The 23,985-nt window shown below is 60.2% G+C and carries 22 protein-coding genes; 13 read left to right on the top strand and 9 right to left on the bottom strand.

What is annotated here, in order from left to right; genetic code table 11:
- Positions 1 to 32: 32 nt before the first annotated feature.
- The 4 genes from hutI to hutU are packed head-to-tail and all read left to right on the top strand — an operon-like array spanning position 33 to position 5,222.
- Positions 33 to 1,235: an imidazolonepropionase gene (gene hutI / locus V0U79_RS01795; RefSeq protein ID WP_330197744.1), complete on the top strand. Its 1,203-nt coding sequence runs from the start codon at positions 33 to 35 to the stop codon at positions 1,233 to 1,235.
- Positions 1,226 to 2,749 carry a histidine ammonia-lyase gene (gene hutH, locus V0U79_RS01790; RefSeq protein ID WP_373696418.1) on the top strand — a complete coding sequence of 508 codons (1,524 nt, stop codon included), beginning with the start codon at positions 1,226 to 1,228 and terminating at the stop codon, positions 2,747 to 2,749. Before hutI ends, hutH begins: the two co-directional genes overlap by 10 nt.
- Complete coding sequence (gene hutG / locus V0U79_RS01785; protein ID WP_330197742.1) at positions 2,749 to 3,555, top strand: N-formylglutamate deformylase; 807 nt, start codon at positions 2,749 to 2,751, stop codon at positions 3,553 to 3,555. The genes hutH and hutG overlap by 1 nt, the downstream gene beginning before the upstream one ends.
- On the top strand, positions 3,555 to 5,222 hold the full coding sequence (hutU, locus tag V0U79_RS01780) for a urocanate hydratase (protein WP_330197741.1): 1,668 nt from the start codon (positions 3,555 to 3,557) through the stop codon (positions 5,220 to 5,222). Before hutG ends, hutU begins: the two co-directional genes overlap by 1 nt.
- An 83-nt stretch (positions 5,223 to 5,305) precedes the next feature.
- Here hutU and V0U79_RS01775 read toward each other — a convergent pair whose 3' ends face one another.
- The 3 genes from V0U79_RS01775 to V0U79_RS01765 are packed head-to-tail and all read right to left on the bottom strand — an operon-like array spanning position 5,306 to position 9,992.
- On the bottom strand, positions 5,306 to 6,355 hold the full coding sequence (locus tag V0U79_RS01775) for a 2-oxoacid:ferredoxin oxidoreductase subunit beta (protein WP_330197740.1): 1,050 nt from the start codon (positions 6,353 to 6,355) through the stop codon (positions 5,306 to 5,308).
- Positions 6,355 to 8,190 carry a 2-oxoacid:acceptor oxidoreductase subunit alpha gene (locus tag V0U79_RS01770; protein ID WP_330197739.1) on the bottom strand — a complete coding sequence of 612 codons (1,836 nt, stop codon included), beginning with the start codon at positions 8,188 to 8,190 and terminating at the stop codon, positions 6,355 to 6,357. The genes V0U79_RS01775 and V0U79_RS01770 overlap by 1 nt, the downstream gene beginning before the upstream one ends.
- Positions 8,187 to 9,992 carry an FAD-dependent oxidoreductase gene (locus V0U79_RS01765; RefSeq protein WP_330197738.1) on the bottom strand — a complete coding sequence of 602 codons (1,806 nt, stop codon included), beginning with the start codon at positions 9,990 to 9,992 and terminating at the stop codon, positions 8,187 to 8,189. The genes V0U79_RS01770 and V0U79_RS01765 overlap by 4 nt, the downstream gene beginning before the upstream one ends.
- 196 nt (positions 9,993 to 10,188) lie before the next feature.
- Between V0U79_RS01765 and V0U79_RS01760 the strand changes: the two genes are divergently transcribed.
- The 6 genes from V0U79_RS01760 to V0U79_RS01735 all read left to right on the top strand — a co-directional run bounded on the left by V0U79_RS01760 (position 10,189) and on the right by V0U79_RS01735 (position 15,588).
- The gene (locus V0U79_RS01760; RefSeq protein WP_330197737.1) at positions 10,189 to 11,391 is read left to right on the top strand and encodes a glycine C-acetyltransferase; all 1,203 of its coding nucleotides are present in this window, start codon (positions 10,189 to 10,191) and stop codon (positions 11,389 to 11,391) included.
- 126 nt (positions 11,392 to 11,517) lie between these two features.
- Positions 11,518 to 12,717, top strand: a complete 1,200-nt coding sequence (locus V0U79_RS01755; RefSeq protein ID WP_330197736.1) for a hypothetical protein — start codon at positions 11,518 to 11,520, stop codon at positions 12,715 to 12,717.
- Between the two features lie 55 nt (positions 12,718 to 12,772).
- A complete protein-coding gene (locus V0U79_RS01750; protein WP_330197735.1) occupies positions 12,773 to 13,498 on the top strand; it encodes a hypothetical protein in 726 nt (241 codons plus the stop codon).
- Positions 13,470 to 14,501 carry an L-threonine 3-dehydrogenase gene (tdh, locus tag V0U79_RS01745; protein ID WP_330197734.1) on the top strand — a complete coding sequence of 344 codons (1,032 nt, stop codon included), beginning with the start codon at positions 13,470 to 13,472 and terminating at the stop codon, positions 14,499 to 14,501. The genes V0U79_RS01750 and tdh overlap by 29 nt, the downstream gene beginning before the upstream one ends.
- Positions 14,492 to 14,923: a hypothetical protein gene (locus V0U79_RS01740; protein WP_330197733.1), complete on the top strand. Its 432-nt coding sequence runs from the start codon at positions 14,492 to 14,494 to the stop codon at positions 14,921 to 14,923. Before tdh ends, V0U79_RS01740 begins: the two co-directional genes overlap by 10 nt.
- A complete protein-coding gene (locus V0U79_RS01735) occupies positions 14,920 to 15,588 on the top strand; it encodes a nitroreductase family protein (RefSeq protein WP_330197732.1) in 669 nt (222 codons plus the stop codon). Before V0U79_RS01740 ends, V0U79_RS01735 begins: the two co-directional genes overlap by 4 nt.
- Here V0U79_RS01735 and V0U79_RS01730 read toward each other — a convergent pair.
- The 3 genes from V0U79_RS01730 to V0U79_RS01720 all read right to left on the bottom strand — a co-directional run bounded on the left by V0U79_RS01730 (position 15,585) and on the right by V0U79_RS01720 (position 18,156).
- Positions 15,585 to 15,770 (bottom strand): superinfection immunity protein, encoded by a 186-nt coding sequence (locus V0U79_RS01730; protein ID WP_330197731.1) that lies wholly within the window; start codon positions 15,768 to 15,770, stop codon positions 15,585 to 15,587. The two genes, V0U79_RS01735 and V0U79_RS01730, sit on opposite strands and share 4 nt — an antisense overlap.
- A gap of 102 nt (positions 15,771 to 15,872) precedes the next feature.
- The gene (locus V0U79_RS01725; RefSeq protein WP_330197730.1) at positions 15,873 to 16,361 is read right to left on the bottom strand and encodes a DUF2165 family protein; all 489 of its coding nucleotides are present in this window, start codon (positions 16,359 to 16,361) and stop codon (positions 15,873 to 15,875) included.
- 142 nt (positions 16,362 to 16,503) lie between these two features.
- Positions 16,504 to 18,156 (bottom strand): long-chain-fatty-acid--CoA ligase, encoded by a 1,653-nt coding sequence (locus V0U79_RS01720; protein ID WP_330197729.1) that lies wholly within the window; start codon positions 18,154 to 18,156, stop codon positions 16,504 to 16,506.
- A gap of 133 nt (positions 18,157 to 18,289) precedes the next feature.
- On the opposite strand from V0U79_RS01720, the gene V0U79_RS01715 reads away from it, so the two are divergent.
- The gene (locus V0U79_RS01715) at positions 18,290 to 19,270 is read left to right on the top strand and encodes a threonine ammonia-lyase (protein WP_330197728.1); all 981 of its coding nucleotides are present in this window, start codon (positions 18,290 to 18,292) and stop codon (positions 19,268 to 19,270) included.
- Here the strand turns inward: V0U79_RS01715 and V0U79_RS01710 are convergent.
- Positions 19,267 to 21,348: a lytic transglycosylase domain-containing protein gene (locus tag V0U79_RS01710; RefSeq protein ID WP_330197727.1), complete on the bottom strand. Its 2,082-nt coding sequence runs from the start codon at positions 21,346 to 21,348 to the stop codon at positions 19,267 to 19,269. The two genes, V0U79_RS01715 and V0U79_RS01710, sit on opposite strands and share 4 nt — an antisense overlap.
- 96 nt (positions 21,349 to 21,444) lie before the next feature.
- Between V0U79_RS01710 and dapA the strand changes: the two genes are divergently transcribed.
- Positions 21,445 to 22,317, top strand: coding sequence for a 4-hydroxy-tetrahydrodipicolinate synthase (gene dapA / locus V0U79_RS01705; protein WP_330197726.1), 873 nt, complete (start codon positions 21,445 to 21,447; stop codon positions 22,315 to 22,317).
- A complete protein-coding gene (smpB, locus tag V0U79_RS01700; protein WP_330197725.1) occupies positions 22,317 to 22,781 on the top strand; it encodes an SsrA-binding protein SmpB in 465 nt (154 codons plus the stop codon). The genes dapA and smpB overlap by 1 nt, the downstream gene beginning before the upstream one ends.
- Here the strand turns inward: smpB and V0U79_RS01695 are convergent.
- Together V0U79_RS01695 and V0U79_RS01690 are read right to left on the bottom strand one after the other, a co-directional pair.
- Positions 22,772 to 23,434 (bottom strand): uracil-DNA glycosylase, encoded by a 663-nt coding sequence (locus tag V0U79_RS01695; protein ID WP_330197724.1) that lies wholly within the window; start codon positions 23,432 to 23,434, stop codon positions 22,772 to 22,774. The genes smpB and V0U79_RS01695 overlap by 10 nt on opposite strands.
- Positions 23,427 to 23,981, bottom strand: a complete 555-nt coding sequence (locus V0U79_RS01690) for a LabA-like NYN domain-containing protein (protein WP_330197723.1) — start codon at positions 23,979 to 23,981, stop codon at positions 23,427 to 23,429. The genes V0U79_RS01695 and V0U79_RS01690 overlap by 8 nt, the downstream gene beginning before the upstream one ends.
- Positions 23,982 to 23,985 lie beyond the last annotated feature (4 nt).

The raw sequence follows: 23,985 nt of genomic DNA, 5'->3' as shown, positions 1-23,985 counted from the left end.
CTAGGGATTCTGTTCGCCTTGGGGAGAGCGCCGTGCGCCTTGATCGCATCTTTACCCATGCCCGGCTGGCCACAATGGCGGGTTCCGAGCCTTATGGTGCCATGGAAGACGGGGCGGTGGGCGTCCGTGATGGCCGCATTGCTTTCGTGGGGCACGTCACCGACGCGCCGGACGCAGCGGAAATCGTCGATCTAGAAGGCCGGTGGGTGACCCCCGCCCTCGTCGATTGCCATACGCATATCGTGTTTGCAGGCGACCGATCGCTGGAGTTCGAAAAGCGGCTGGCGGGTGAAAGCTATGAAGCGATTGCCAAAGCCGGGGGCGGCATCGTCTCGACAGTGAAAGCAGTGCGCTCGTCCAGTGCAGCCGACCTGGCGGCAGCGACCCTGTCCAGACTCGATCCGTTGCATCAAGAAGGTCTAGGAACCATAGAAATTAAAACAGGTTATGGGCTAAACTTCGAGTCGGAACTGAACATGTTGAAGGCCATTCGCAGCCTGGGTCTGGTGACCGGTTTGCGGGTGCAATCCACGCTTCTCGCCGCCCATGCCATCCCACCGGAATATGCTGGGCGGGCCGACGATTATGTCGACGAGATTTGTATACCGCTGATCCGGGAAGCGGCGCGTGAAGGGCTCGCGGATGCCGTGGATGCCTATTGCGAAAAGATTGCTTTTTCACCGGAGCAAACGCGGCGCGTATTCGAGGCTGCGCGGGAGGCCGGCCTGATGATCAAGCTGCATGCCGACCAGTTCAGTAATCTGGGCGGCGCGGCGCTGGCCGCCGAATTCGGTGCGTTGAGCGCGGATCATCTGGAATACACCGATGATGCCGGCGTGGCGGCGATGGCGGAGGCGGGAACGGTCGCGGTCATCCTGCCGGGCGCCTTCTACATGCTGAACGAGACACAGAAGCCGCCGATTGCGGCGCTGCGCAAGGCGGGTGTGCCTATGGCGCTCGCCACCGACGCCAATCCCGGCTCATCGCCGGTGCTGTCCTTGCTGATGACGGCCAACATGGCGTGCACGCTGTTCGGGTTCACGGTGGAGGAAGCGCTGGCCGGCATCACGCGCCAGGGTGCGCGAGCCCTCGGTCTGCAAAACGAGATCGGCACGATCGAAGTTGGCAAGCGCTGTGATCTGGCCGTCTGGGAGGTCGACAATCTGGCGCAGCTGGTCCAATGGGTTGGCGCGCGGCCGCTTCATGGCCGCATCCTATCCGGAGAATGGGCATGAGCGTGACGCTGCGACCCGGCGCCATGGCGCTGGCTGATTGGCGAGACATCTATCGCGGTGGGGCTGTCAGCGTGGACCGCGGCTGCAAGGGGCAAATCGAACGCGGCGCGGAAGCGGTTCAGGAGCTCCTGAATTCGGGTCGCGCCGTCTATGGCGTCAATACCGGCTTCGGAAAGCTGGCGCAGAGCCGCATTGCCGATGCCGAGCTTGCCGAACTTCAAAAGCGCCTTGTCCTGTCACATTGCGCAGGAATTGGCGATCCGATGCCGCGCGGGATCGTGCGCTTGATGGTGGCGCTGAAGATGTCGTCCATGGGCCGTGGTGTTTCCGGGGTCCGCTGGATCGTTATCGAAACGCTGGAGGCCATGCTGGCGGCGGATGTGATCCCCGTCATTCCATCACAGGGGTCGGTCGGCGCTTCAGGGGATCTGGCCCCGCTGTCGCAGCTCGCGGCCGCCCTGATGGGTGTGGGAGAGGTCTATTTGTCCGGTGATCGCATGTCGGCTGCCGACGGCCTTGCGAAGGCCGGTATCAAGCCGGTCGAGCTGGGCCCGAAGGAAGGGCTGGCCTTGCTGAATGGTACGCAATTCTCGACGGCCTATGCGCTGGCAGGGCTGTTTGAGGCCGAGCGTGCTTTCCGATCCGCGCTGGTGACGGGTGCGATGAGTGTTGATGCCGCCAAGGGTTCCATGGCGCCCTTCGATCCGCGCATTCATGATTGCCGGGGCCATCAGGGCCAGATCGATGCGGCGGCGGCCTATCGCGCATTGCTTGAAGGTAGTGCCATCAACGATTCCCATGCTGATTGCGACAAGGTGCAGGATCCGTACTGCCTGCGCTGCCAGCCGCAAGTGATGGGCGCGGCGCTGAATGTTTTGCGGCAGGCCGCCGCGACGCTTCAGACAGAAGCCAACGCTGTCACAGACAATCCGCTGATCTTCCCGGAAGGGCCGGACGCCATCTCGGGCGGGAATTTCCACGCCGAACCGGTAGCCTTTGCCGCCGACATGATCGCATTGGCCATCGCCGAGATCGGTTCGATGTCCGAGCGGCGTCAGGCCATGCTGGTGGATCCGAACCTGTCCGGCCTGCCGGCCTTCCTGTCGCCGGCGCCGGGGCTCAATTCCGGTTTCATGATCCCGCAGGTGACGGCGGCTGCTCTGGTCAGCGAGAACAAGCAGCGCGCTGCGCCGGCCAGCGTCGATTCCATTCCGACGTCGGCCAATCAGGAAGACCATGTCTCCATGGCCGCCCATGGCGCCCGGCGTTTGTTGGAGATGACGTCCAATCTGCAGGCGATCATTGCCCTGGAATGGCTGACGGCCGCTCAGGGTATGGATTTTCATGCGCCGCTAAGCTCCTCGCAGGCTCTGGAGACCGCCAAGAGCGCTCTTCGCGCCGAGATCCCGATGCTGGAAGATGATCGCTTCTTTGCGCCGGATATCGCCAGGGCCACCGAAATGGTTGCTGAAGGCGCACTGGACGGCATTGCCGATCTGCCCGGAGTGGCGTGATGAGCGAGGTTTTTTCCTTACGTGAAGGGCAAAGTCCGCTGGTCATCAATGTGCCGCATGCCGGTACAGATGTGCCTCCGGTCATTCTGGAGCGGATGACGCAAGAAGCGCGCAGACTGCCGGATACGGACTGGTTCGTGGATCGGCTCTACGCCTTCGCAGCCGATATGGATGGGACCATCCTGAAGGCCAATTATTCGCGCTTTGTGATTGATCTGAACCGTGATCCGGGCGGGCAATCGCTCTATCCGGGGCAGGCGACGACCGGCCTGGTGCCGGCGGAATTGTTTGATGGCGCCCCCGTCTATGAGGGCGCAGCGCCGGACGAGGCCGAGATCGAGCAACGGCGGGCAGATTTCTTCGATCCCTATCATCAGGCGCTGAGCGAGCAGATCGCGCGCGTGCGGGCCATTCATGGCTATTGCGTGCTCTATGACGCTCATTCCATCGCGTCGAATGTGCCGCGCCTGTTCGAGGACGAATTGCCGGTGCTCAATCTGGGCACCAATGATGGCCAATCGTGCGGTTCCGCCATTGAACGCGCGGTGACGCAGGTGATGCTGGATCAGGACGATTACGAGACCGTCGCCAATGGCCGGTTCAAGGGCGGCTGGATCACGCGCACCTATGGCTTGCCGCGTCACAATATCCACGCCCTCCAGATGGAGCTGGCGCAGCGCGCCTATATGGACGAGGCCGCCATCGCCTATGATGAAGCGGCAGCGGCGAAACTCCAGCCATTGCTGAAAGACATTCTACAGGCTGCGCTGGATGCAGCTGAACACCTGCACTGGGAGCCTGCCTGATGGCCTCTACCCGCCTTGATAATGCCCGCACTATCCGCGCCAAGACCGGAACGGAGCTCGACGCCAAGTCCTGGCTGACCGAAGCGCCGCTTCGGATGCTGATGAACAATCTCGATCCGGATGTGGCCGAGAAGCCGGAAGAACTGGTGGTTTATGGCGGAATTGGCCGGGCGGCGCGCGACTGGGAGGCGTTTGACCGGATCGTTTCCACGCTGAAGCGCATGGAAGATGACGAAACCCTGCTGGTGCAATCGGGCAAGCCGGTGGGCGTGTTCAAGACCCATGCGGATGCGCCGCGCGTGCTGATCGCCAATTCCAACCTGGTGCCGGCCTGGGCGAACTGGGAACATTTCCGCGAGCTCGATAAAAAGGGCCTGATGATGTACGGCCAGATGACGGCCGGTTCCTGGATCTATATCGGCAGCCAGGGCATCGTTCAGGGCACGTATGAGACCTTTGCCGAAGTGGGCCGCCAGCATTTTGGCGGCAATCTCAAGGGCAAGTGGATCCTGACCGGTGGTCTGGGCGGCATGGGCGGGGCCCAGCCGCTGGCCGCGACCATGGCAGGTGCCTCCATGCTGGCCGTGGAATGCCAGCCCTCGCGCATCGATATGCGCTTGCGGACCCGTTATCTGGACGAGCGCGCCGACACGCTGGATGAGGCGCTCGCTATCATCGAAAAGGCGCATGCCGAGGGGCGGGCGGTTTCCGTCGGCCTTTTGGGCAATGCGGCCGAGATTTTCCCGGAAATGGTGAAGCGCGGCATCCGCCCGGATGCGGTAACGGACCAGACTTCTGCGCATGATCCGGTGAATGGGTATCTGCCGGCCGGCTGGACGCTGGAAGAATGGTTCGAGAAGCGCGAGAACGATCCGGACGCCGTTTCAGCGGCGGCCAAACAATCCATGGCGGATCAGGTGAAGGCCATGCTGGCCTTCTGGGAGCAAGGCATTCCTGTTCTCGATTATGGCAATAATATCCGGCAAATGGCGCAGGATGTTGGAGTAAAGAATGCATTCGATTTCCCGGGTTTTGTGCCGGCCTATATTCGCCCGCTCTTTTGCAAGGGGATAGGTCCCTTCCGTTGGGCGGCGCTGTCGGGCGATCCCGAGGATATCTACAAGACCGATGCCAAGGTGAAGGAGCTGATCCCCGATGATCCGCACCTTCATAACTGGCTGGATATGGCGAGGGAGCGCATTGCCTTCCAGGGCCTGCCAGCGCGCATCTGCTGGGTCGGTCTGGGCCAGCGCCATCGCCTGGGCCTGGCGTTCAACGAGATGGTCGCCAATGGCGAGCTGTCAGCGCCGGTGGTGATCGGCCGGGATCATTTGGATTCCGGCTCTGTGGCGTCACCCAATCGCGAGACCGAAGCGATGATGGACGGATCGGACGCGGTGGCCGACTGGCCGCTGCTGAATGCGCTGCTGAACACGGCCTCAGGTGCGACCTGGGTGTCGCTGCACCATGGCGGCGGCGTCGGCATGGGCTATTCCATCCATTCCGGCCAGGTGATCTGCTGTGACGGTACGCCGGAAGCGGCCAAGCGCATCGAGCGTGTGCTTTGGAATGATCCGGGCACGGGCGTCATGCGCCATGCCGATGCGGGCTATGACATCGCCAAGGAGTGCGCGCGCGAGCAGGGGCTGGATCTGCCGTCCCTTTAGCCAACGCGACCGTCATCCTCCGACTTGATCGCAGGACCTTCTCGTCGAGATCGCCCGATCAAGCCGGACGATGACAATATTTCTCATGCATACCCGTCCATCAGCGCCTTGAGCTTGTCCGAACCCGGACACAGCTTGGCGTGATCCACCGCGTTCAGCGGTGTCTCCGGAAGATGGTTCATGTCGCCCATGGTGGGGCGGTTTTCATCGATATAGATGAGCCCGGTCAGGACTTCCGCGCCTTCCTTCCAGCGCAGGACGGACAGCGCGGCATCCTTGTCGCGCGGATCATGGCTGCGATCAGTCTTGCGCAGCATGACCTGGCCGCCGGAATGCATCGGCACGGTGATCGCCTCGCCATCCTTGTAGGCGGCAGTGATCTCGGTCTCTTCCGGCACGAAATCGGCGTGGATGACCGGGTGATAGTATTTGTAGGTATGGGCATAGGACTTGGTCGAGCCGGCATGGTCGTTGAAGGTCACGCAGGGTGAAACCACATCGATCAGGGCAAAGCCCTTGTGCATCAGACCGGCCTTGATCAGGGGCACCAGCTGTTCCTTGTCGCCCGAGAAACCGCGCGCCACAAAGGTGGCGCCCAGATTGATGGCCAGGCTGACCGGATCGATCGGCGTCTGTTCATTGACCTCGCCGTATTTGGCGCGGGTGCCGACGTCTGCCGAGGCCGAGAACTGGCCCTTGGTGAGGCCGTAAACGCCATTATTCTCGATCACATAGAGCATGTTGAGATTGCGGCGGATGGCATGAGCAAACTGGCCCAGCCCGATGGAGAGCGAGTCTCCATCGCCCGACACGCCGATATAGTGCAGGTCCGGATTGACCGCTGCAGCGCCCGTTGCCACCGACGGCATGCGTCCATGGACGGTGTTGATGCCGCTGGACTGGCCGAGGAAGTAGGCGGTGGTCTTCGACGAACAGCCAATGCCCGAGACCTTGGCCGCGCGGTGCGGTTCGAGATCCAGCTCGTGGAAGGCGCGCACAAAGGCCGCTGTGATGGAATCATGGCCACAGCCCGCGCACAGCGTGGAGGCCACGCCCTCATAATCGCGCTGTGTCAGCCCGTGCCTGTTTTTGCGCAGATGCTTGTCGACGAGGGGTTTCTTGATCGAGGTCATTATTCCTCTCCCTCGCAATGGGCCGTGATCATTCGCGCGACCAGTTCCGTGTCTGCCGGCATGCCGGAATAATCGAGGATGGGGATCAGTTTCTTTTTCTCGACATCGGTTTCGTTGATCAGGAGCTGGCGGAGCTGGCCGTCGCGGTTCTGTTCGACCACGAAAATGGTGTCATGTTCGGCCAGGAAGGATTTGATTTCGGTGTGGAAGGGGAAGGCCTTGACCCGCAGATAATCGAAATGCAGGCCGTTTTCTGCCATTTCCTCGATCGCCTCGCGCACCGCAGCATCGCACCCGCCAACCGTCAGGATGGCGCGCTTTGTCGGCTCACTCGCGGATTTGATCACGGGACGCGGAAGCTGATCGGCTGAATTCTTCCATTTCTGAAGAATCCGGTCGAGAACTTCCTGATAAGCAACTGAATCTTCTGTGTATCCACCAAACTTGTTATGGCCCGATCCGCGGGTGAAATAGGCGCCTTTGGGGTGTTCACCCGGAATGGTGCGGTAGGGAATTCCGTCTCCATCGACATCCAGATAGCGGTGGAACTTCTCGACATTTTCCAGTTCGGCAGCGTGCAGAACCTTACCGCGGTCCGGCCTGCGGGCATCATCCCATTCAAAGCGCGGAACCATCCACTCATTCATGCCGATATCGAGATCTGACAGGACAAAGACCGGTGTCTGGAACCGTTCGGCAATGTCGAAAGCATCGACCGACAATTCGAAACACTCTTTCGGATCGGCCGGAAACAGAACGATGTGCTTGGTATCGCCATGGCTGGCATAGGCGGCGAGCAGGATATCGCCCTGCTGGGTGCGGGTCGGCATGCCGGTGGACGGTCCGACACGCTGGATATCGAAGAAGACCGATGGCACTTCGGCATAATAGGCAAAGCCGATGAACTCGCTCATCAGGGAAATGCCCGGGCCCGAAGTCGGCGTGAAGGAACGCGCCCCATTCCAGCTGGCACCAATGACCATGCCGGCAGCCGACAATTCGTCCTCGGCCTGGATGATGCAGTAATTATTCCTGCCGGTTTCCTCATCCACACGCAAATTCTGGCAATGCTTCTTGAAGCCATCCATCAGCGAGGTGGACGGGGTGATCGGATACCAGGCGCCGAAGGTGGCCCCGGCATAGACACAACCCAGCGCCGCTGCGTCATTGCCCTCTATCAGGATGTGATCCTTCGTCTCGTCCATCGGTTCGACGCGCAGGGGCAGCGGCGGGTAATGCTCGCGGATATAATCAAACCCCAGCATCAGCGCCTTCATGTTCGGCTCGATCAGCTTGGGCTTTGCCTTGAAGGTCTCCTCGACCAGCGAGCGGATCACTTCCATGTCGATGCCGGTCAGGGCAGCCACGGCGCCGACATAGGCCATGTTCTTCATCAGAACGCGGGTACGGGCGTTGGAAAACTCGCTATTGGTCATGCGCGCGAGCGGCACGCCGATAACGGTGATGTCCTCGCGACCATGCATTTTCGGGCGCGGCCAGGTCGAATCATAAAGCAGGGCCCCGCCGGGCGAGACGGATTTCAGATCCTGCTCATAGCTTTCCAGATTCATGGCGACCATCAGGTCGACATCGCCGCGCCGGGCGGTCCAGCCATCCTTGGACACGCGGATCTCGTACCAGGTCGGCAGGCCCTGAATGTTGGACGGGAACAGATTCTTCCCGACAATCGGCACGCCCATGCGGAAGATGGACTTCATCAAAAGCCCGTTGGCCGAGGCCGAACCGGTGCCATTCACATTGCCGATCTTGATGACGAAGTCATTGACCTTCACGGCCTGCGATCCGGCCGCATTGGGCTGGGCTTGGATATTCATTCCGCGGCTCTCCGGCTGGCGGCTGCAGCAAGCTCGTCATCGGCATGCGGCAGGAAAATGGTGGATTTCTGCATGTCCCAGGCGCCCGTCGGGCAGCGCTCGGCGCACAGGCCGCAGTGCAGGCAAAGGTCTTCATCCTTCACCATAACGCGATCGGTGAGGGGCAGGTCGCCCGATACATAAAGCGCCTGATCGGTGTTGTCCGATGGTGCGGCGAGGCGGGTGCGAAGGTCGGCTTCCTCGCCATTATGGGTGATGGTCAGGCAGTTGACCGGGCAGATATCGATACAGGCATCGCATTCGGTACAGGCCAGAGCCGAAAAGACGGTCTGGATGTCGCAATTGAGACAGCGTTCGACCTCGGTCTTTATCTGCTCGGGCGTGAAACCCAGCTCGACCTCGATATCCAGAGTCTTGAAACGTTCGGCGAGGTCGACTTCCGGCATTTCGCGCCGGTGTTCCGGATCATAGTCGTTGGAATAGGACCATTCATTCGGGCCCATCTTCACGGTTTCCAGATTGACGCCGCGCGGCAGACGGTCGGCGACATCTTCACCCTGACAATGCTTGTGGATAGAGATCGCCGCCTGATGGCCGTGTTCCACGGCCCAGATGATGTTCAGCGGGCCGAAAGCCGCATCGCCACCAAAGAACACGCCCTTGCGGGTGGATTCGAAGGTGGTCTTGTCGACGACAGGCGCATCCCATTTGTTGAATTCGAGGCCGATATCGCGCTCGATCCAGGGGAAGGCATTGTCCTGACCGATGGCCAGAATGACATCGTCACAGGGAATGGTGGTCTCGCCGGTGATGCGGGTGTCGGTAATGTTTCCCTTCTCGTCGAGGTCATATTCCATCAATTCGAAGGTCATGCCCGTCAGCTTGCCGTTTTCGACCACAAAGGCCTTGGGCGAATGATTGACGACAATCTGGACATTCTCGTGTTCGGCATCCTTCAGCTCCCAGGGGGAGGCCTTGAAGAATTCACGCGGCTTGCGCGCCATCACCTTCACATCGGATGAACCGAGGCGCAGCGAGGTGCGGCAGCAATCCATGGCGGTATTGCCCACGCCGATGATCAGCACACGCTTGCCGATCTTCTCGATGTGATCGAAGGCAACGGATTCCAGCCATTCGATGCCGATGTGAATATTGTCAGCGGCTTCTTCCCGGCCGGGGATGTTGAGGTCCTTGCCCTTGGGCGCGCCGGAGCCGACGAAGACGGCGTCATAGCCCTCGTCCAGCAGATCCTTCATCGAATCGATGCGATGGCCGGTCTTCAGCTTGACGCCCATGTCGAGGATATAGCCGATCTCGTCGTCCAGAACCTTTTCCGGCAGGCGGAAGGAGGGGATGTTGGAGATCATCAGCCCGCCCGGCTTTTCCAGCGCCTCGAAGACGGTGCAGTCATATCCCAGCGGGGCGAGATCATTGGCAACGGTCAGCGAGGCCGGGCCGGCGCCGATCAGCGCGATCTTCTTGCCGTTCGATTTGCCGCCTTTCGGGACAAGGTGGCTGACCTCGTCGCGATGGTCCGCGGCGACCCGTTTCAGGCGGCATATGGCGACCGGTTCGTCCTCGACCCGGGTGCGCCGGCAGGCGGGTTCGCACGGGCGGTCGCAGACACGGCCCAGAATGCCCGGAAAGACATTCGAACGGCGATTGAGCAGATAAGCGTCCGTATATCGGCCCTGTGCGATCAGCCGGATATAATCCGGAACCGGCGTATGGGCCGGGCAGGCGTACTGACAATCGACGACTTTATGGAAATATTCCGGATCGCTGGTATCCGTCGGCTTCATGGCCACCACTATCCCGGCGACGGTTTCCCGCTCCCGGCCTTTCCCCGCAAATCACTGTCAATTACCTAAGACCAGATTGGGGGTGGCTGCCAAGGAAAACCGTCAGATTCCCGCAGCATTTGAAGGGGAATTTACAGGTGATTGAACCGCAGCAAAGCAGGGGCTATGTGTCGGCCTTCATCTTCAGGAGCCTGACATGTCTGACGCTTTCTATGCCCATCTCCGGAACACGCTGAGTGAGATCGAAGCCGAAGGGCTCTTCAAGCGCGAGCGGGTGATCTCCTCCCAGCAATTCTCCGAGATCGACGTGCAACAGAATGGCTCGACCGATCACGTCATCAATTTCTGCGCCAATAATTATCTCGGCCTGGCGAACCGGCCCGAACTGATCGAGGCGGCCAAGTCGGCGCTGGATCAGTACGGCTTTGGCGTGGCGTCGGTCCGCTTCATATGCGGCACCCAGACCGTTCACCGTGAGCTGGAAAAGGCGATTGCAGACTTCACCGGGCAGGAAGATGCGATCCTCTATGCGGCCGCGTTCGATGCCAATGGCGGCGTTTTCGAACCGCTACTGGACGAGAATGACGCCATCATCTCCGATGCGCTGAACCACGCCTCCATCATTGATGGGGTTCGTTTGTGCAAGGCCAAGCGTTTCCGTTACGCGAACTCCGACATGAATGATCTGGAAGCCCAGCTGAAAGCGGCGGATGCCGCCGGCGCGCGCCACAAGCTGATCGTTACGGACGGCGTTTTCTCGATGGATGGCTATATCGCGGATCTGAAATCGATCTGCGATCTGGCGGACAAGTATGGCGCGCTGGTCATGGTCGATGATTGCCATGCGCATGGTTTCATGGGCGCAAAGGGGCGCGGCACGCCGGAACATTGCGGCGTGATGGGCCGGGTCGACATCATCACCGGCACACTGGGCAAGGCGCTCGGCGGCGCGATGGGCGGCTTCACGGCTGCGCGCAAGGAAATCATCGACATGTTGCGCCAGCGTTCGCGGCCCTATCTGTTCTCGAACTCGCTGGCGCCGTCGATTGCCGGGGCTTCGCTTAAGGCGCTGGACATGGTGGCGAATGGCGATGATCTGCGCGCGCGCCTGTTCGACAATGCGAAACGCTTCCGCGCCGGCATGAGTGCCGCCGGCTTTGATCTTCTGCCGGGCGAGCACCCGATCATCCCTGTGATGCTGGGCGATGCGGCTCTGAGCCAGGAAATGGCGAGCCGGCTGATGCGGGAAGGCGTCTATGTGATCGGCTTCTTCTATCCGGTCGTGCCCAAGGGCAAGGCGCGGATCCGTACCCAGATGAGTGCGGCCCATACGCCGGAACAGATCGACCGGGCGGTCGCAGCCTTCACCAAGGTCGGCAAGGGACTGGGCGTCATCTAATCCCCGTGACGGAGCCGCCATAATCTAGTACCAATCGATATGCAGTTTCGCCCGGGAAGCGAAATTGCATCCATATTCATGCTGGGGGGCATCAAGACGGCAAGGGGCTTTGCCGAGGAGGTTTTGATGTCTGAAGCCAATACAGAAAACGCGGTTCATTCACCGCCTGCGAGCAGTGCCCGTCCGTCCGACGAGATGCTGCCCTTCCTGAACAATTTCCACGATATCTTCACGACCATTGGCGTGCTGATCCTGCTCGGCGGGATGACTGTTGGCATTGTCCAGCTGATGTCCGGCCTTGGTATCGACGAGGGTTCGCTGCGCTGGCAGATGGCGCTGATGGGCATGATCGGTGGTTTTGCCGTCGTGGTCTGGATGCTGTCGGCGCTGCTGGTTGGCCGGCAACGCCGCATCCTGCCAGGCATCGTTCTATGCGGTGCCTTCTCGGCGAGCGCGACGATTGTGCTGGTCTGGGCCTATCTGCAATTCCTGCAGCACGGGATCGGAATTACCGAAATTGACCTTGAAAGCCGGTTTGCCAATGCACCCGATGATATGGAATTCGGCCGTGAAGCGGTGAATTACGCTTTGGCCAATATCCCGATCTGGATGCGGATTACGCCGCTGATCGTTGGAATCGCAGCCTTGCTGCCGGTGGCCATGTTCTATTTCAGCTTCCGCCTGCCGTTTGCGGGCGGTCTGATGGGCGTGGGCTTTGCGACGCTTGTGGCGCTCGCCCTGTTCACCTTTGATCCCTACACGGTGGGCGTTTATGCGCCGACTGTCATGGTGGCGATCGGTGGCGCGCTGATGCTGGCGGGTATCGTGTTTGATGCGCGCGACCCGGGCCGGGAAACCCGCCTGGCGGGAACGGCCTTCTGGCTGCACTTCTTTGCCGCGCCGATCCTGTTGTCGGCGGTGCTGAACGTGGTGCAAATCGGCTGGACGCTGGATGAAGCAGACTTCGCCAATCCGGAAAACCTGAACCTGATGGCTGCCATGGCCTCGGATAGTGGACAGGCCATGCAGATGGCTGTGGTCGCCCTGACGGTGATTGCGCTGTTCGCTCTGGTATCCCTGCTGATCAATCGCCGGGCGCTGATTGTCTCCGGCCTTCTGACTGCGGGCATCTCGATTGCGGTCATCGTCAACCAGTCGGGCCTTGAAGTTCCGGCCGTCGTGGCGATCACGTTGCTAACGCTTGGCGGGATTGTTGTCCTGCTGGGCGCGGCCTGGAATCCGGTGCGCGGCGTTTTGCTGGCGCCGGTCCCGTCCAGCGGTCCGATCGCGCGGATTTTCCCGCCGGTCTCTGCTGCGGAAGGCTGACGCCTTCACAAGATGAAGGGGCCTCCCTAAGCTTCACGCTCGGGGAGGCTTTTTCATGTCTGTTTTTGCAAGGCTGTCCTTCTGCCTGTCAGCCGCCTTTGCGATCTGGACGATTGTTCTGACGCAGATGATGGGAAGCGCCGATGTTGAACCCGGCGCTCCGCTGACACGGGGATATGAAACCCCCATCCTGCTGCTGGAGTTTGCGGGCAGCGAAGATGATCTGGCCTTTATTGCCGGCGAGGCTGGAGCACCCCTCCGCGCCGAATTGCAGCGCGCTCAGGCGCTCGATTTCTGGTTTCCCATTGCCTATGCCGGACTGGCCTTCTGGTGTTTTCTGGGCATGGGGCTGATGGGCCGCAAGCTGGCCTGGCTCGGCGTCATTCTGAGCGCGGCCACCATACCCGCCGACTGGGCGGAGAACGCCGTGATCAATGACATTCTGCTCGTGATGGGGCAGGGCGAGGCCGCCGCCGCGCTGTTACCGGACCTAGCACTGACCACCTGGATCAAATGGGGGCTGATTGCCGCCTATTCCCTCGTATTTTCGCTGGTTCTGATCGTTGACCGGAAACGCCTGTTGGCAGTTCCGGGCCTTGCCGGTGGAGGGATCATTCTGGCGACGGCCGTGACGCGTGGGGGTGCGCAATTTGCCGAACTGATCATGTTACCGCTGGCGCTGTTCTTTTTGACGATTTTGCTGACGGCAATGCTATATCTGCGCGAAAGTTTCAAAGCGGAGACGCGCCAAGATGAAAGCCCTCGCCAAGTCCAAAGCTGAGACCGGCATCTGGATGATTGATGACGCGCCGATGCCCGAGATCGGGCCGGATGACGTCCTCATCAAGATCCGGAAAACCGCTATCTGCGGCACCGACATCCACATCTATAACTGGGATGAGTGGGCACAGAAAAACATCCCGGTGCCCATGGTGGTCGGTCATGAATATGCCGGCGTGATCGAGGCTGTCGGTTCGGATGTGACGCGGGTGAAGCCGGGGCAGCGGGTTTCCGGTGAAGGCCATGTTGTTGGTGCGAGTTCGCGCGCGGCGCGGGCGGGCAAATTCCACCTGGACCCGGACACCAAGGGGATCGGCGTCAATATTCCTGGGGCCTTCGCCGAATACATGAAGCTGCCGGCTTTTAACGTCGTGCCTCTGCCGGATGACGTGCCGGACGAGATGGGGGCGGTGCTCGATCCGCTGGGTAATGCCGTTCACACCGCGCTTCAGTTCGATCTGGTGGGCGAGGACGTGCTGGTCACCGGCGCCGGTCCGATCGGGATCTTTGCCGCCGCCATTGCCCGCCATGTGGGCGCACGGCATGTGGTGCTGACCGACATCAATGAGGACCGGTTGAAACTGGCCGAAAGCGTTGTACCGCACCTGACGCCGGTCAATACGGCGAAGGAAGAGCTGAAAGACGTCATGGCCCGTCTGAAAATGACCGAAGGCTTCGATGTCGGCCTCGAAATGTCCGGTGCGCCGATCGCCTTCAGCCAGATGCTGGAGGCGATGGTGATGGGTGGCAAGATCGCCATGCTGGGCCTGCCATCGAAACCGGTCGAGGTGGATTTCGGCAAGCTGGTCCTGAAGGCGATCACGCTGAAAGGCGTCTATGGCCGCGAGATGTTCGAGACCTGGTATAAAATGCTGGCCATGCTGCAGTCCGGTCTCGATGTCTCGGGCGTGATTACCCACCGTCTTCCGGTCGATGATTTCCAGGCCGGATTCGATGCCATGCGTTCGGGCAAGTCCGGGAAAGTGGTGCTGGAGTGGAACTAGCGCCAACATTCGCGCAGCTACTGGGTGGCGTCGCCGTATTAATGGCGCTGCTGTATCCTGTGTTCCTGTTGATGTACGGAATCGGCAATACGTTTTTTCGTGGTCTTATTCCGGATTTGGCGTGGCCGATTTGGCTCGGCTTTGTGTCGCTATTGCCGCTTCTCGGAGCTGGATACGCCACCTATGCAATATCGCTCAGCGAAGTCAGCGATAGCGCCATTTTGGTAGGAGTGATTGTAGGGCCGATCGCGCTACTTTTCGGCGCAAACCTGTTTCTTTTGAAATGGATTGATTTTGACAATCTGAGCGGGATCAAGTTCGCCTTGGTGACCACTAGCTCAATCTGGTTAATCATGTTCTCGGTTGTCTATTTCTTCGTATCCGTTGGCATTCTTAGAGATGAATTTGGAATTTCCATATGACTCACACAAGCCATCCGCTCGACTTCACCGAAAAGCCGCTCGACGAAATGACCGCCGAGGCGAAAGCCTTCTACGAGGATATCCGCAGGCGCCGAACGGTGCGCGAGTTTTCCGATCGCGATGTGCCGCGCGAGATCATCGAAAATGCTGTTCTGGCGGCTGGCACGGCACCGTCAGGGGCGAACCACCAGCCCTGGCATTTCACCGTGATCGGGAAGGGGCCGATCCGCACAAAACTGCGCGAGGCCGCCGAGGCAGAAGAAAAGGCCTTCTACGAGGGCAAGGCCAGCCAGGAATGGCTGGATGCGCTGGAGCCTCTCGGCACCGACGATCACAAGCCTTACATCGAGATTGCACCCTGGATCATCGCGGTCTTTGCCCAGAGGCGCGGCGGCGCGACGGTCGGTGAGAACAAGAAGAATTATTACGTCAATGAGAGCGTCGGCATTGCCTGCGGCATGCTGCTGACGGCCTTGCACCGGGCCGGGCTGGTGACGCTGACCCACACGCCCAACCCGATGACCTTCGTGTCAGAGATTTGCGGCCGGCCCAAGGATGAAAAACCCTACATGCTGATCGTCGCCGGTTATCCGGCCGACGGCGCCACCGTGCCCGAACACGCCATGATCAAGAAATCCCTCAAGGATATCTGCGACTTTATCTAGGCAGACCGCACGCGCTGTTCACGGGCCGTCGTTGACCAGATCAGTGCGATCAGCCAGCCGATCACCGTCCAGCCGAGCAGCAGATTCGTGAGGAAGATGGCGAATGCATTGTGATGCCCGCGCAGCAACGCGATCAGCGTCGGCAGGAACATCATCAGAACGCCAACAATCACAACTTCCATCGGACTCACTCCTTATCGAATTTCGATAAATGTATGGGAATCCGGCGCGCGGTGCAAGAGGCGGTGAGGGGGATTGTCCCTCACCGCGTCCCGTTTAATCGGTCAGCGCCGTTCCGGCTGACTGACGATCAGATAAACCAGCCCGTTGGTGACCGCATAGATAAAGGCGCCACGGAAGGATCCGTCGCCGATCTCGGTCTGCCACATCTGGAACAGGCCGGCGCCAATCACGATAAACCCTCCGAACCAGACAATCATGCCCATGCCCGTGCCCAGAAGGGCGAAGGTTTTGCGGTTTTCGAACGTATCTGCGTCCGAACCGGCCGCCGACAGCAGGTCAAGCGCACCCTTCAGGCAGAGCAGGCCGACAAGAGCCTCTCCGGTGACGATTATCAGGAGGGCGATTGTTGCGGCCCCATCGCCCGACAGGACCGGCATGATGTGGTTGGGGTAGTAGAGATGTTCTGCCTGGGAAATGACCAGACCAACGACCTGCCGGGCATTCTCGAAATTCATGAGATTGCCGGCAACATAGGCGAAGCCCTGTATTGATGCGAACAGGACAAGAATGATTTTGAGATAGCGATTCATGTGCCTCAGCTTGCTCCCCATTGCTACTGAAGGCTTCCTGTCATCGGATATCATGCCCCCGCCTGTCAAATCCGGGGCAAACGAAAACGGCCCGGCATGAGGCCGGGCCGTCTCGGTTTCAGGGGGGGTGAGGCCGCCGCGCCTAGGCGCCCATGCCTTCCGTGCCGGGGAATTGGTAGTCCTTGAACATTTCCCGCAGCTTGGTCTTGAGGATCTTGCCGGTGGCACCGATCGGCATTTCATCGATGAACTGGACATCATCCGGCACCCAGAGTTTGGGCACGACGCCGCGCAGATACTCCAGGATGGACTCCTTGTCCTGTTCGGCGCCGGGCTTCAGCTGGACGATCAGAAGCGGGCGTTCATCCCATTTCGGGTGTCGCATTCCGATGGCGGCGGCCATCGCCACGTCCGGATGCCCCATGGCGGCATTTTCCAGATCGATCGAGGAAACCCATTCGCCGCCGGTCTTGATGACGTCTTTCGAGCGGTCGGTGATGGTCATGTAGCCATCGCGGTCCATATAGGCGACATCGCCGGTTTTCATCCAGCCATCGTCGGTGAAGCTCTCGGCGCCGGCGCCGCGGAAATAGCCAGAGGCAATCCATGGACCGCGCACATGAACATGGCCGGAGGACTTGCCGTCCCAGGGCAGTTCATTGCCCTCATCGTCGACGATGCGCATCTCGACGCCGAAGACGAGGCGGCCCTGTTTCAGTTTGATCTTGACCTCTTCATCGCGGCTGAGGCCCTCATGCTTGGCCAGCGGCGTATTGACCGTGCCCAGCGGGCTCATCTCGGTCATGCCCCAGCCCTGCTGCATGATGACGCCATATTCGTCTTCGAAGGCGCGCAGCAACGCTTCGGGCAGGGCAGAGCCGCCAATCAGCACTTTCTGGACGCTGTCGATCCGGTTTCCGCTTTCGCGCAGATATTGCAGCAGGCCCAGCCAGACGGTCGGGACGCCGGCCACGTAATTCACCTGCTCCTCGGTGATCATCTCGTGCAGGCCCGGACCATCCAGGCGCGGTCCCGGCATGATCAGCTTGGCGCCGTTCATCGGGCAGGCATAAGGGATGCCCCAGGCGTTGACGTGGAACATCGGCACGACGGGAAGGATGTTGCCCTTCGAACCGACGCCGATCACGTCAGCAGCGGAGCTCGCCATGGCGTGCAAAATGGTGGAGCGGTGTGAATAGAGAACGCCCTTGGGATCGCCCGTCGTACCGGATGTGTAGCAAAGGCCGGCAGCGGCATATTCATCGAAGACCGGCCAGTCATAATCGGCCTTCTGATCATCAATCAGGTCTTCATAGGCGATGCACTTGGTCTGGACGTCTTTCAGGTGCGAAGAATCCGCCATCAGAACCCAGTGCTTTACCGTCTTGCAGTGCTTGGCGATGCCATCGATCAGCGGGGCAAAGGTCTTGTCGAAGCAGACCGCCTTGGACTGGGCGTGGTTGAGAATCCAGACAATCTGTTCCGGATCGAGGCGCGGGTTGACGGTGTGCACAACGGCGCCGATCCCGGAAATCCCGTAATAGAGCTCGAAATGGCGATGTGTGTTCCAGGCAATCGTCGAAACCCGGTCGGATTCCTTGATCTTCAACTTCTTTGTCAGCGCATTGGCCAGCTGGCGGGTACGCTTGTGGGCGTCGGAATAGCCATAACGGTGCGTCGAAAGGTCTTCCGGCAAGCGGCTGACGATTTCTCGGTCGCCATGGCAGTTATCGGCATGCTTCAGAATCCCTGAAATCATCAGGGGGGCATCCATCATTTCGCCCTTCAACATCATACTGGTATCTCCCCGGTCTTTTTGCCCGTCATCGGACTTGGCCGCATTCAAGCCTTTATTGCGCCCACAGCGCAACGTCTTTGCGTGATTTTTCGAAAGCGATTACAGGCCATTCCGGAAAAGGAGTCAGCAGATGGACCATTTGCCCACGATTGAAGACATCCGCAGCGCTGCGGGCCAGATTGCCGGCGAGGCGTACCGCACGCCGCTGCTGGAAAATGATGTCCTCAACGCGCGGGCCGGTGGCCGTGTCCTGATCAAGCCGGAATGTCTTCAACGGACAGGTTCCTTCAAGTTCCGTGGTGCCTATAACCGGCTTTCACGTATTCCGGAATCGGATCGGGAAAAGGGTGTCGTTGCGTTTTCTTCCGGCAATCATGCGCAGGGGGTGGCCCTCGCTGCGAAACTGCTCGGCATCCCCGCAACGATCGTGATGCCGTGGGATGCGCCCGCCATCAAAGTGGAGGGCGTCAAGCGATCGGGCGGCCGGATCGTCGAGTTTGACCGTGCCAGTGGTGACCGTGAAGCGATCTCTCAAGAGCTGGTCGAGGAAAGCGGGGCGACGCTGGTGCCGTCCTATGATAATTTCCACATCATGGCCGGGCAGGGCACGGCGGGGCTGGAAATTGCCGAGGATTTGTCGGCGGCGGGCATTACGCCGGACCAGCTGGTGTGCTGTGCGGGTGGCGGCGGGCTGATTGCCGGGACCGGCATGGCCATTCGCGAGCGTTTCCCGGACTGCGAACTCTGGGCTGCTGAGCCTGAGGGCTTTGATGATCACCGGAAATCTCTGGCCGCCGGGGATTGGGTCGCCAATGAACGCCGCTCGGGCTCGATCCAGGATGCCATTATCACGCCGTCGCCGGGCAAGCTGACTTTCCAGATCAACCGCCACCAGCTGACGGGTGCGGTGACCGCCAGCGATGATGATACGCTGGAGGCCATGGCCTTTATCTGGAAGCATCTGAAACTGGTCGGCGAACCCGGCGGTTCGACGGCTTTTGCGGCGCTGCTGAACGGTCAGATGGATCTGAAAGACAAGACGACCGTGGTGCTGATCACGGGCGGTAATGTCGATCCGGCGATTTTCCAGCGGGCACTGGAGCGGGTCTAGAAATAGCTCCCGCCGCGCTGCAGATCGACTTCGATTTCGAGTGGCACCGGGCCGCCATCGCCGAAACGCCAGCGATAGACCTGCAGATTCTCCAACACCCGCTGGACATAGTTCCGGGTCTCCGAGAACGGGATGGATTCGATCCAGTCGATCGGATCGACATCGGGCGAGCGCGGATCGCCATAATCCTGGATCCAGCGGCGCGCCCGGTGTCCGCCGGCATTATATGCTGCCAGCGCCAGCACATAGCTGCCGTCAAACTCGTCGATCACTTCCTGCAAATGATAACGACCGAGACGCATATTGTATTCGGGATCATAGGTCAGCGCTTCATAGCGATAGGGCAGGCCCATGCGCCGCGCTGTGGTCCGGGCTACGGCCGGCATCATCTGCATCATGCCCCGGGCTCCGGCGCTGGAAATGGCGCGTGGGTCGAATTCGGTCTCCTGCCGGATAACCGAATGGATCAGGCCCGGCTCCGGTTCCACATAGCCTGACGATGGCGGCAGATCGATCACCGGATAACTCGTTTCTGACAGGATATTCCAGCGATAGCTGGCGGCCTTCGCGGCACGGATGCCCTGCCGAAGATAGCCATAATCCTGCGCCAGCCGCGTCAGCAGCAGGCTTTCAGCCGGATCTTCCAGCTCATCGTCGAAATGATAGATGAAAACGCGGAAGAGATAGTCTTCTCCCTGCTCGGCGAGCAGACGCAGGGCACGCGTCATCGGCCGGGACTCGAAAGTGATTTCGGTGTCCCCGGTCGGCACGGCCTGGTTGGGAAGGCTGATCTGGGGCGGCGTTGTATCGCGTAAGCGAGCGATCGCCAGCTGACCATAAAAGGCCGTCGAATGAACCGCAGCGAGGCGATAGAAGTTTTCAGCCTCTTCTTCCTGGCCCAGCGCTTCGGCGGCCCGGGCCTGCCAATATCGGCCCCGGGATACGGACACCGGATAGGACACGCCTTCCGCCAGATGGGTGAAGTGGTCCAGCGCGCGTGCCGGCTCATCCAGATACCGCAGAGACAGCCAGCCCGAGAGGAATTCGGCATCAGCGAAGTCAGCGCCCTCGCTCATGCCATGGGACGATGCCAGTGCGTAGGCCGTGGCGTAATCCCGGTCACGGATGAGGTTCAGAATCATCAGGCGGCGTTCCAGCCACATATCATCCAGCGCGACATTGTCGTCATGGGCATCGGGCAGCTGCAGGAGCATTTCCAGCGCGCCTTCATCCAGATTGGCGCGGCGGCGCCATCGCGCCCGTTCATAGACAAGGCCCGGATGATCCTGAAGCGAGGCGGGTACGCGATCGACGGCAGAGTTCACATTGCGAGCCCGGGCCGCGAGAGCAATGCGGGCATCCAGAAGAGCGCGTTGGCTGTTGTCGAGTTCATCCCGGAGATCTCGCGCCAGCGTTCGTTGATCCCGCCAGAGCAGGAAGTCAACGCGCGCCTCGTGATCGGTAAGGGTCAGAATATCGCGGTTGGCGGCGAGAATTTCCCGCTGGCGGTAGCGCCGGAAGGAATGGTGCCGCCAGGCGTCCCGGATGTAGGGCACGGCTTCTGCCAGCCGGCCTTCATCCCGTAGCGCTTCGCCAAGCGCGATCTTGCCTTCGCCGGAGATTGGCTCGCGGCCTTCAAACCAGTTGACGATAAACTCCGACGACAGGCCAGAAGTCGAGATCTTGAATTCCGCCTCGGACCGGATCATTTCGTATTGCGGCCAGCCCTCGAGTTCATCGAGTGCCAAGTCGAGCTCCATGAAGCTGGTGCGGTCATCCGAAGTTGCGATTCGCCACAGGAGAATGCCGCGGGCGACCGGGTCCGAGATGCGGCGGCGGGCATCGCGCACCGTTTCCCAATTACCGTCCTCGGCCGCATCGAGACCGCGTTCCAGCATCAGGAAATCCTGATCATCCAGATATCGCGAAGGATTTGGGCGTTCCGGGCGCAGGCGCGGATCGGGATATTGGCCCCAGGCTGGCGCCAGAGCCAACAGGGTCGAGACAATTGCAATCAGCAATACGGGAAGTCGCATTGTACCCATCATGTCGGCAAACGTGTCGCTATCATGGCGCAAGTGCAGGCACTGTCCAGCACCGACATGCGCGCTTGGCCCTCCAATCGGCGTCCATTAGGCTCGCGATCAACAATAATTGTGTCAGGCGGTAGAGACATGCTTTCCGGATCCATTACAGCGCTGGTGACTCCATTCAAGAATGATGCCGTGGACGAGGGTGCTTTCCAGGCGCTTGTCGAGCGTCAGATCGACGGTGGCACACATGGGCTGGTACCCGTCGGCACAACGGGAGAAAGCCCGACCCTGACGCAGGATGAAAAGAAGCGGGTCATTGCCATGACCGTTGAGGCGGCGGCTGGCAGAGTTCCGGTTATCGCCGGGACCGGTTCAAACAGCACGGCGGCTTCCATTGCCATGCATTTGTGGGCGAAAGAGGCCGGTGTGGACGCCTCGCTGGTTGTGGCTCCCTATTACAACAAGCCTTCGCAGGAAGGCCTGTTCCGGCATTTCGAAGCGATCGCCTCCAGCTGTGACCTTCCGATTGTTGTTTACAACATTCCCGGGCGTTCCATTGTCGATATTCAGCCGGAAACCATGGCCCGCATTGCTGCTCTGCCGTCGGTGGTTGGCGTCAAGGACGCCACCGGTGACCTGACCCGTGTTGGAGCACACCGTCGCCTGATCGGTCCCGAATTCGTCCAGTTGTCCGGCGAGGACCCGACAGCGATCGGCTATAACGCCGAAGGCGGTGTCGGCTGCATCTCGGTCAGTTCGAATGTGGCGCCGGATCTCTGTGCACAGATGCAAAATGCCACGCTGTCGGGAGATTATCAGGAGGCGCTCGAAATTGGCGACCAGCTTCAGCCTCTGCACAAGGCGCTGTTCATGTCGCCCAGTCCGGGACCGGCGAAGTACGCCTTGAGTCTGCTGGGATTGTGCTTACCTGATGTACGCCTGCCGCTGACCCCGCCCGACGAGGCAACGCAGGCGGCAGTGAAAGCAGCAATGGAACATGCCGGACTGATCTGATGGCCAAAGGCAAGGACGGCGCGATCGCGATCAATCGGCGGGCGCGCTTTGACTACGAAATCGAGGATACATTCGAGGCTGGCCTCCAATTGCTGGGGAGCGAGGTCAAATCGCTGCGCAATGGCCGCGCGAATATCGCCGAAAGTTACGTCGGTCCGGAAGGTGATGAAATCTTCCTGATCAATGCGGACATCCCGCCCTATGAGGGCGCCAACCGTTTCAATCATGAACCGCGCCGCAAACGGAAACTCCTGCTGAACCGCAAGGAGATTTCGAAGCTGGCCGGAGCGGTCGCCCAGGACGGGCGAACGATCATTCCGTTGCGCCTCTATTTCAATGATCGCGGACTCGCCAAGCTTCTGATCGGGTTGGCCAAGGGCAAGAAGACGATCGACAAGCGCGAAACCATCAAGCGGCGGGACTGGGACCGCCAGAAATCCCGCCTGATGAAAGACTATGGCTGACCGTCCAGGAATTTCCGGATGTCAGAGAACACGGCCTCGAACATGGTCTCCGTCAGGCGGCCGGTATTCGTGTTGTACCGGGAGCAGTGATAGCTGTCGAAAATCCGTAAATCCCGGCCTTCGAAGTGGATGGCATGCTGGGCCTGGTGGGCGAATTTGTAGGCCGCCACTCGCTCGCCCATGGCCCGCAGCGTATTGTCGTGAGCGATCTTGCCGAGGCAGAGAATGGCCCGCATTGAAGGCAACTGCCGGAAACGTTCAGCCAGAAATGGCCGGCAGGCATTGGCTTCGGCGCCGGTAGGCTTGTTCTCCGGTGGGACGCAGCGCACGGCATTGGTGATCATGGCGTCCGATAGCGTCATGCCATCTGCCGCATGACCAGCATACTGTCCTCGGGTAAAGCCGAACTTTTCCAGCGTCGCGTAAAGCAGATCGCCAGCATAATCACCGGTGAACGGGCGCCCGGTCTGGTTGGCACCCTTGAGCCCGGGCGCCAGTCCAACAATCAGAAACCGCGCCTTTTCATCGCCGAACGAAGCGACAGGCGCGTTGTGGAAGTCCGGATAAAGCTTTTCATTGGCGCGCCGGAAATCGACGAGCCGCGGGCAGAGCGGGCAATCCAGCGGCGGCTCCGCAATGACCGGATTATTCATCGTCGCGGCCCGGGCGAGCGCCGTCCCGGCCGACCAAGGATCTGAGTTCTGCCAGATCGATGAAACCATCCGCCTGCCGGCGGAGGTCATCAGAAATCATCGGCGGGTGGGATTTCAGGGACGACACAACAGTGACGCGGGCCCCCGCCTTCTGGCAGGCCTCGACGGCGTACCGGAAGTCGCCATCACCGGTAAACAGGATGATATGATCGAGATGCTTGGACGCCATGACGATGTCGACCGCGAGTTCGACATCCATATCGCCCTTGATCCGCCGCCGGCCGCTATCATCGGTGAATTCCTTGGCCGGTTTCGTGACCACGTTGAATCCATTGTAGTCCAGCCAGTCGACCAGTGGCTTCAGCGGTGTGAAATCCTCGTTTTCAAGCAATGCCGTGTAATAGTTTGCGCGCACAAGGCGTCCACGTTTCCTGAACTCTTCCAGCAGTTTGCGGTAATCGATATCGAAATCGAGCGCCTTGGAGGTTGAAAACAGGTTGGCACCATCGATGAAAAGGCCAATACGTTCGTTGGGATAAAAGGTCATGGAT

Source organism: Hyphobacterium lacteum, assembly GCF_036330345.1.
GTDB lineage: Bacteria > Pseudomonadota > Alphaproteobacteria > Caulobacterales > Maricaulaceae > Hyphobacterium > Hyphobacterium lacteum.
Note: the sequence above shows the minus strand (reverse complement) of the source record. Positions and strands in the feature narration are given on the sequence as shown.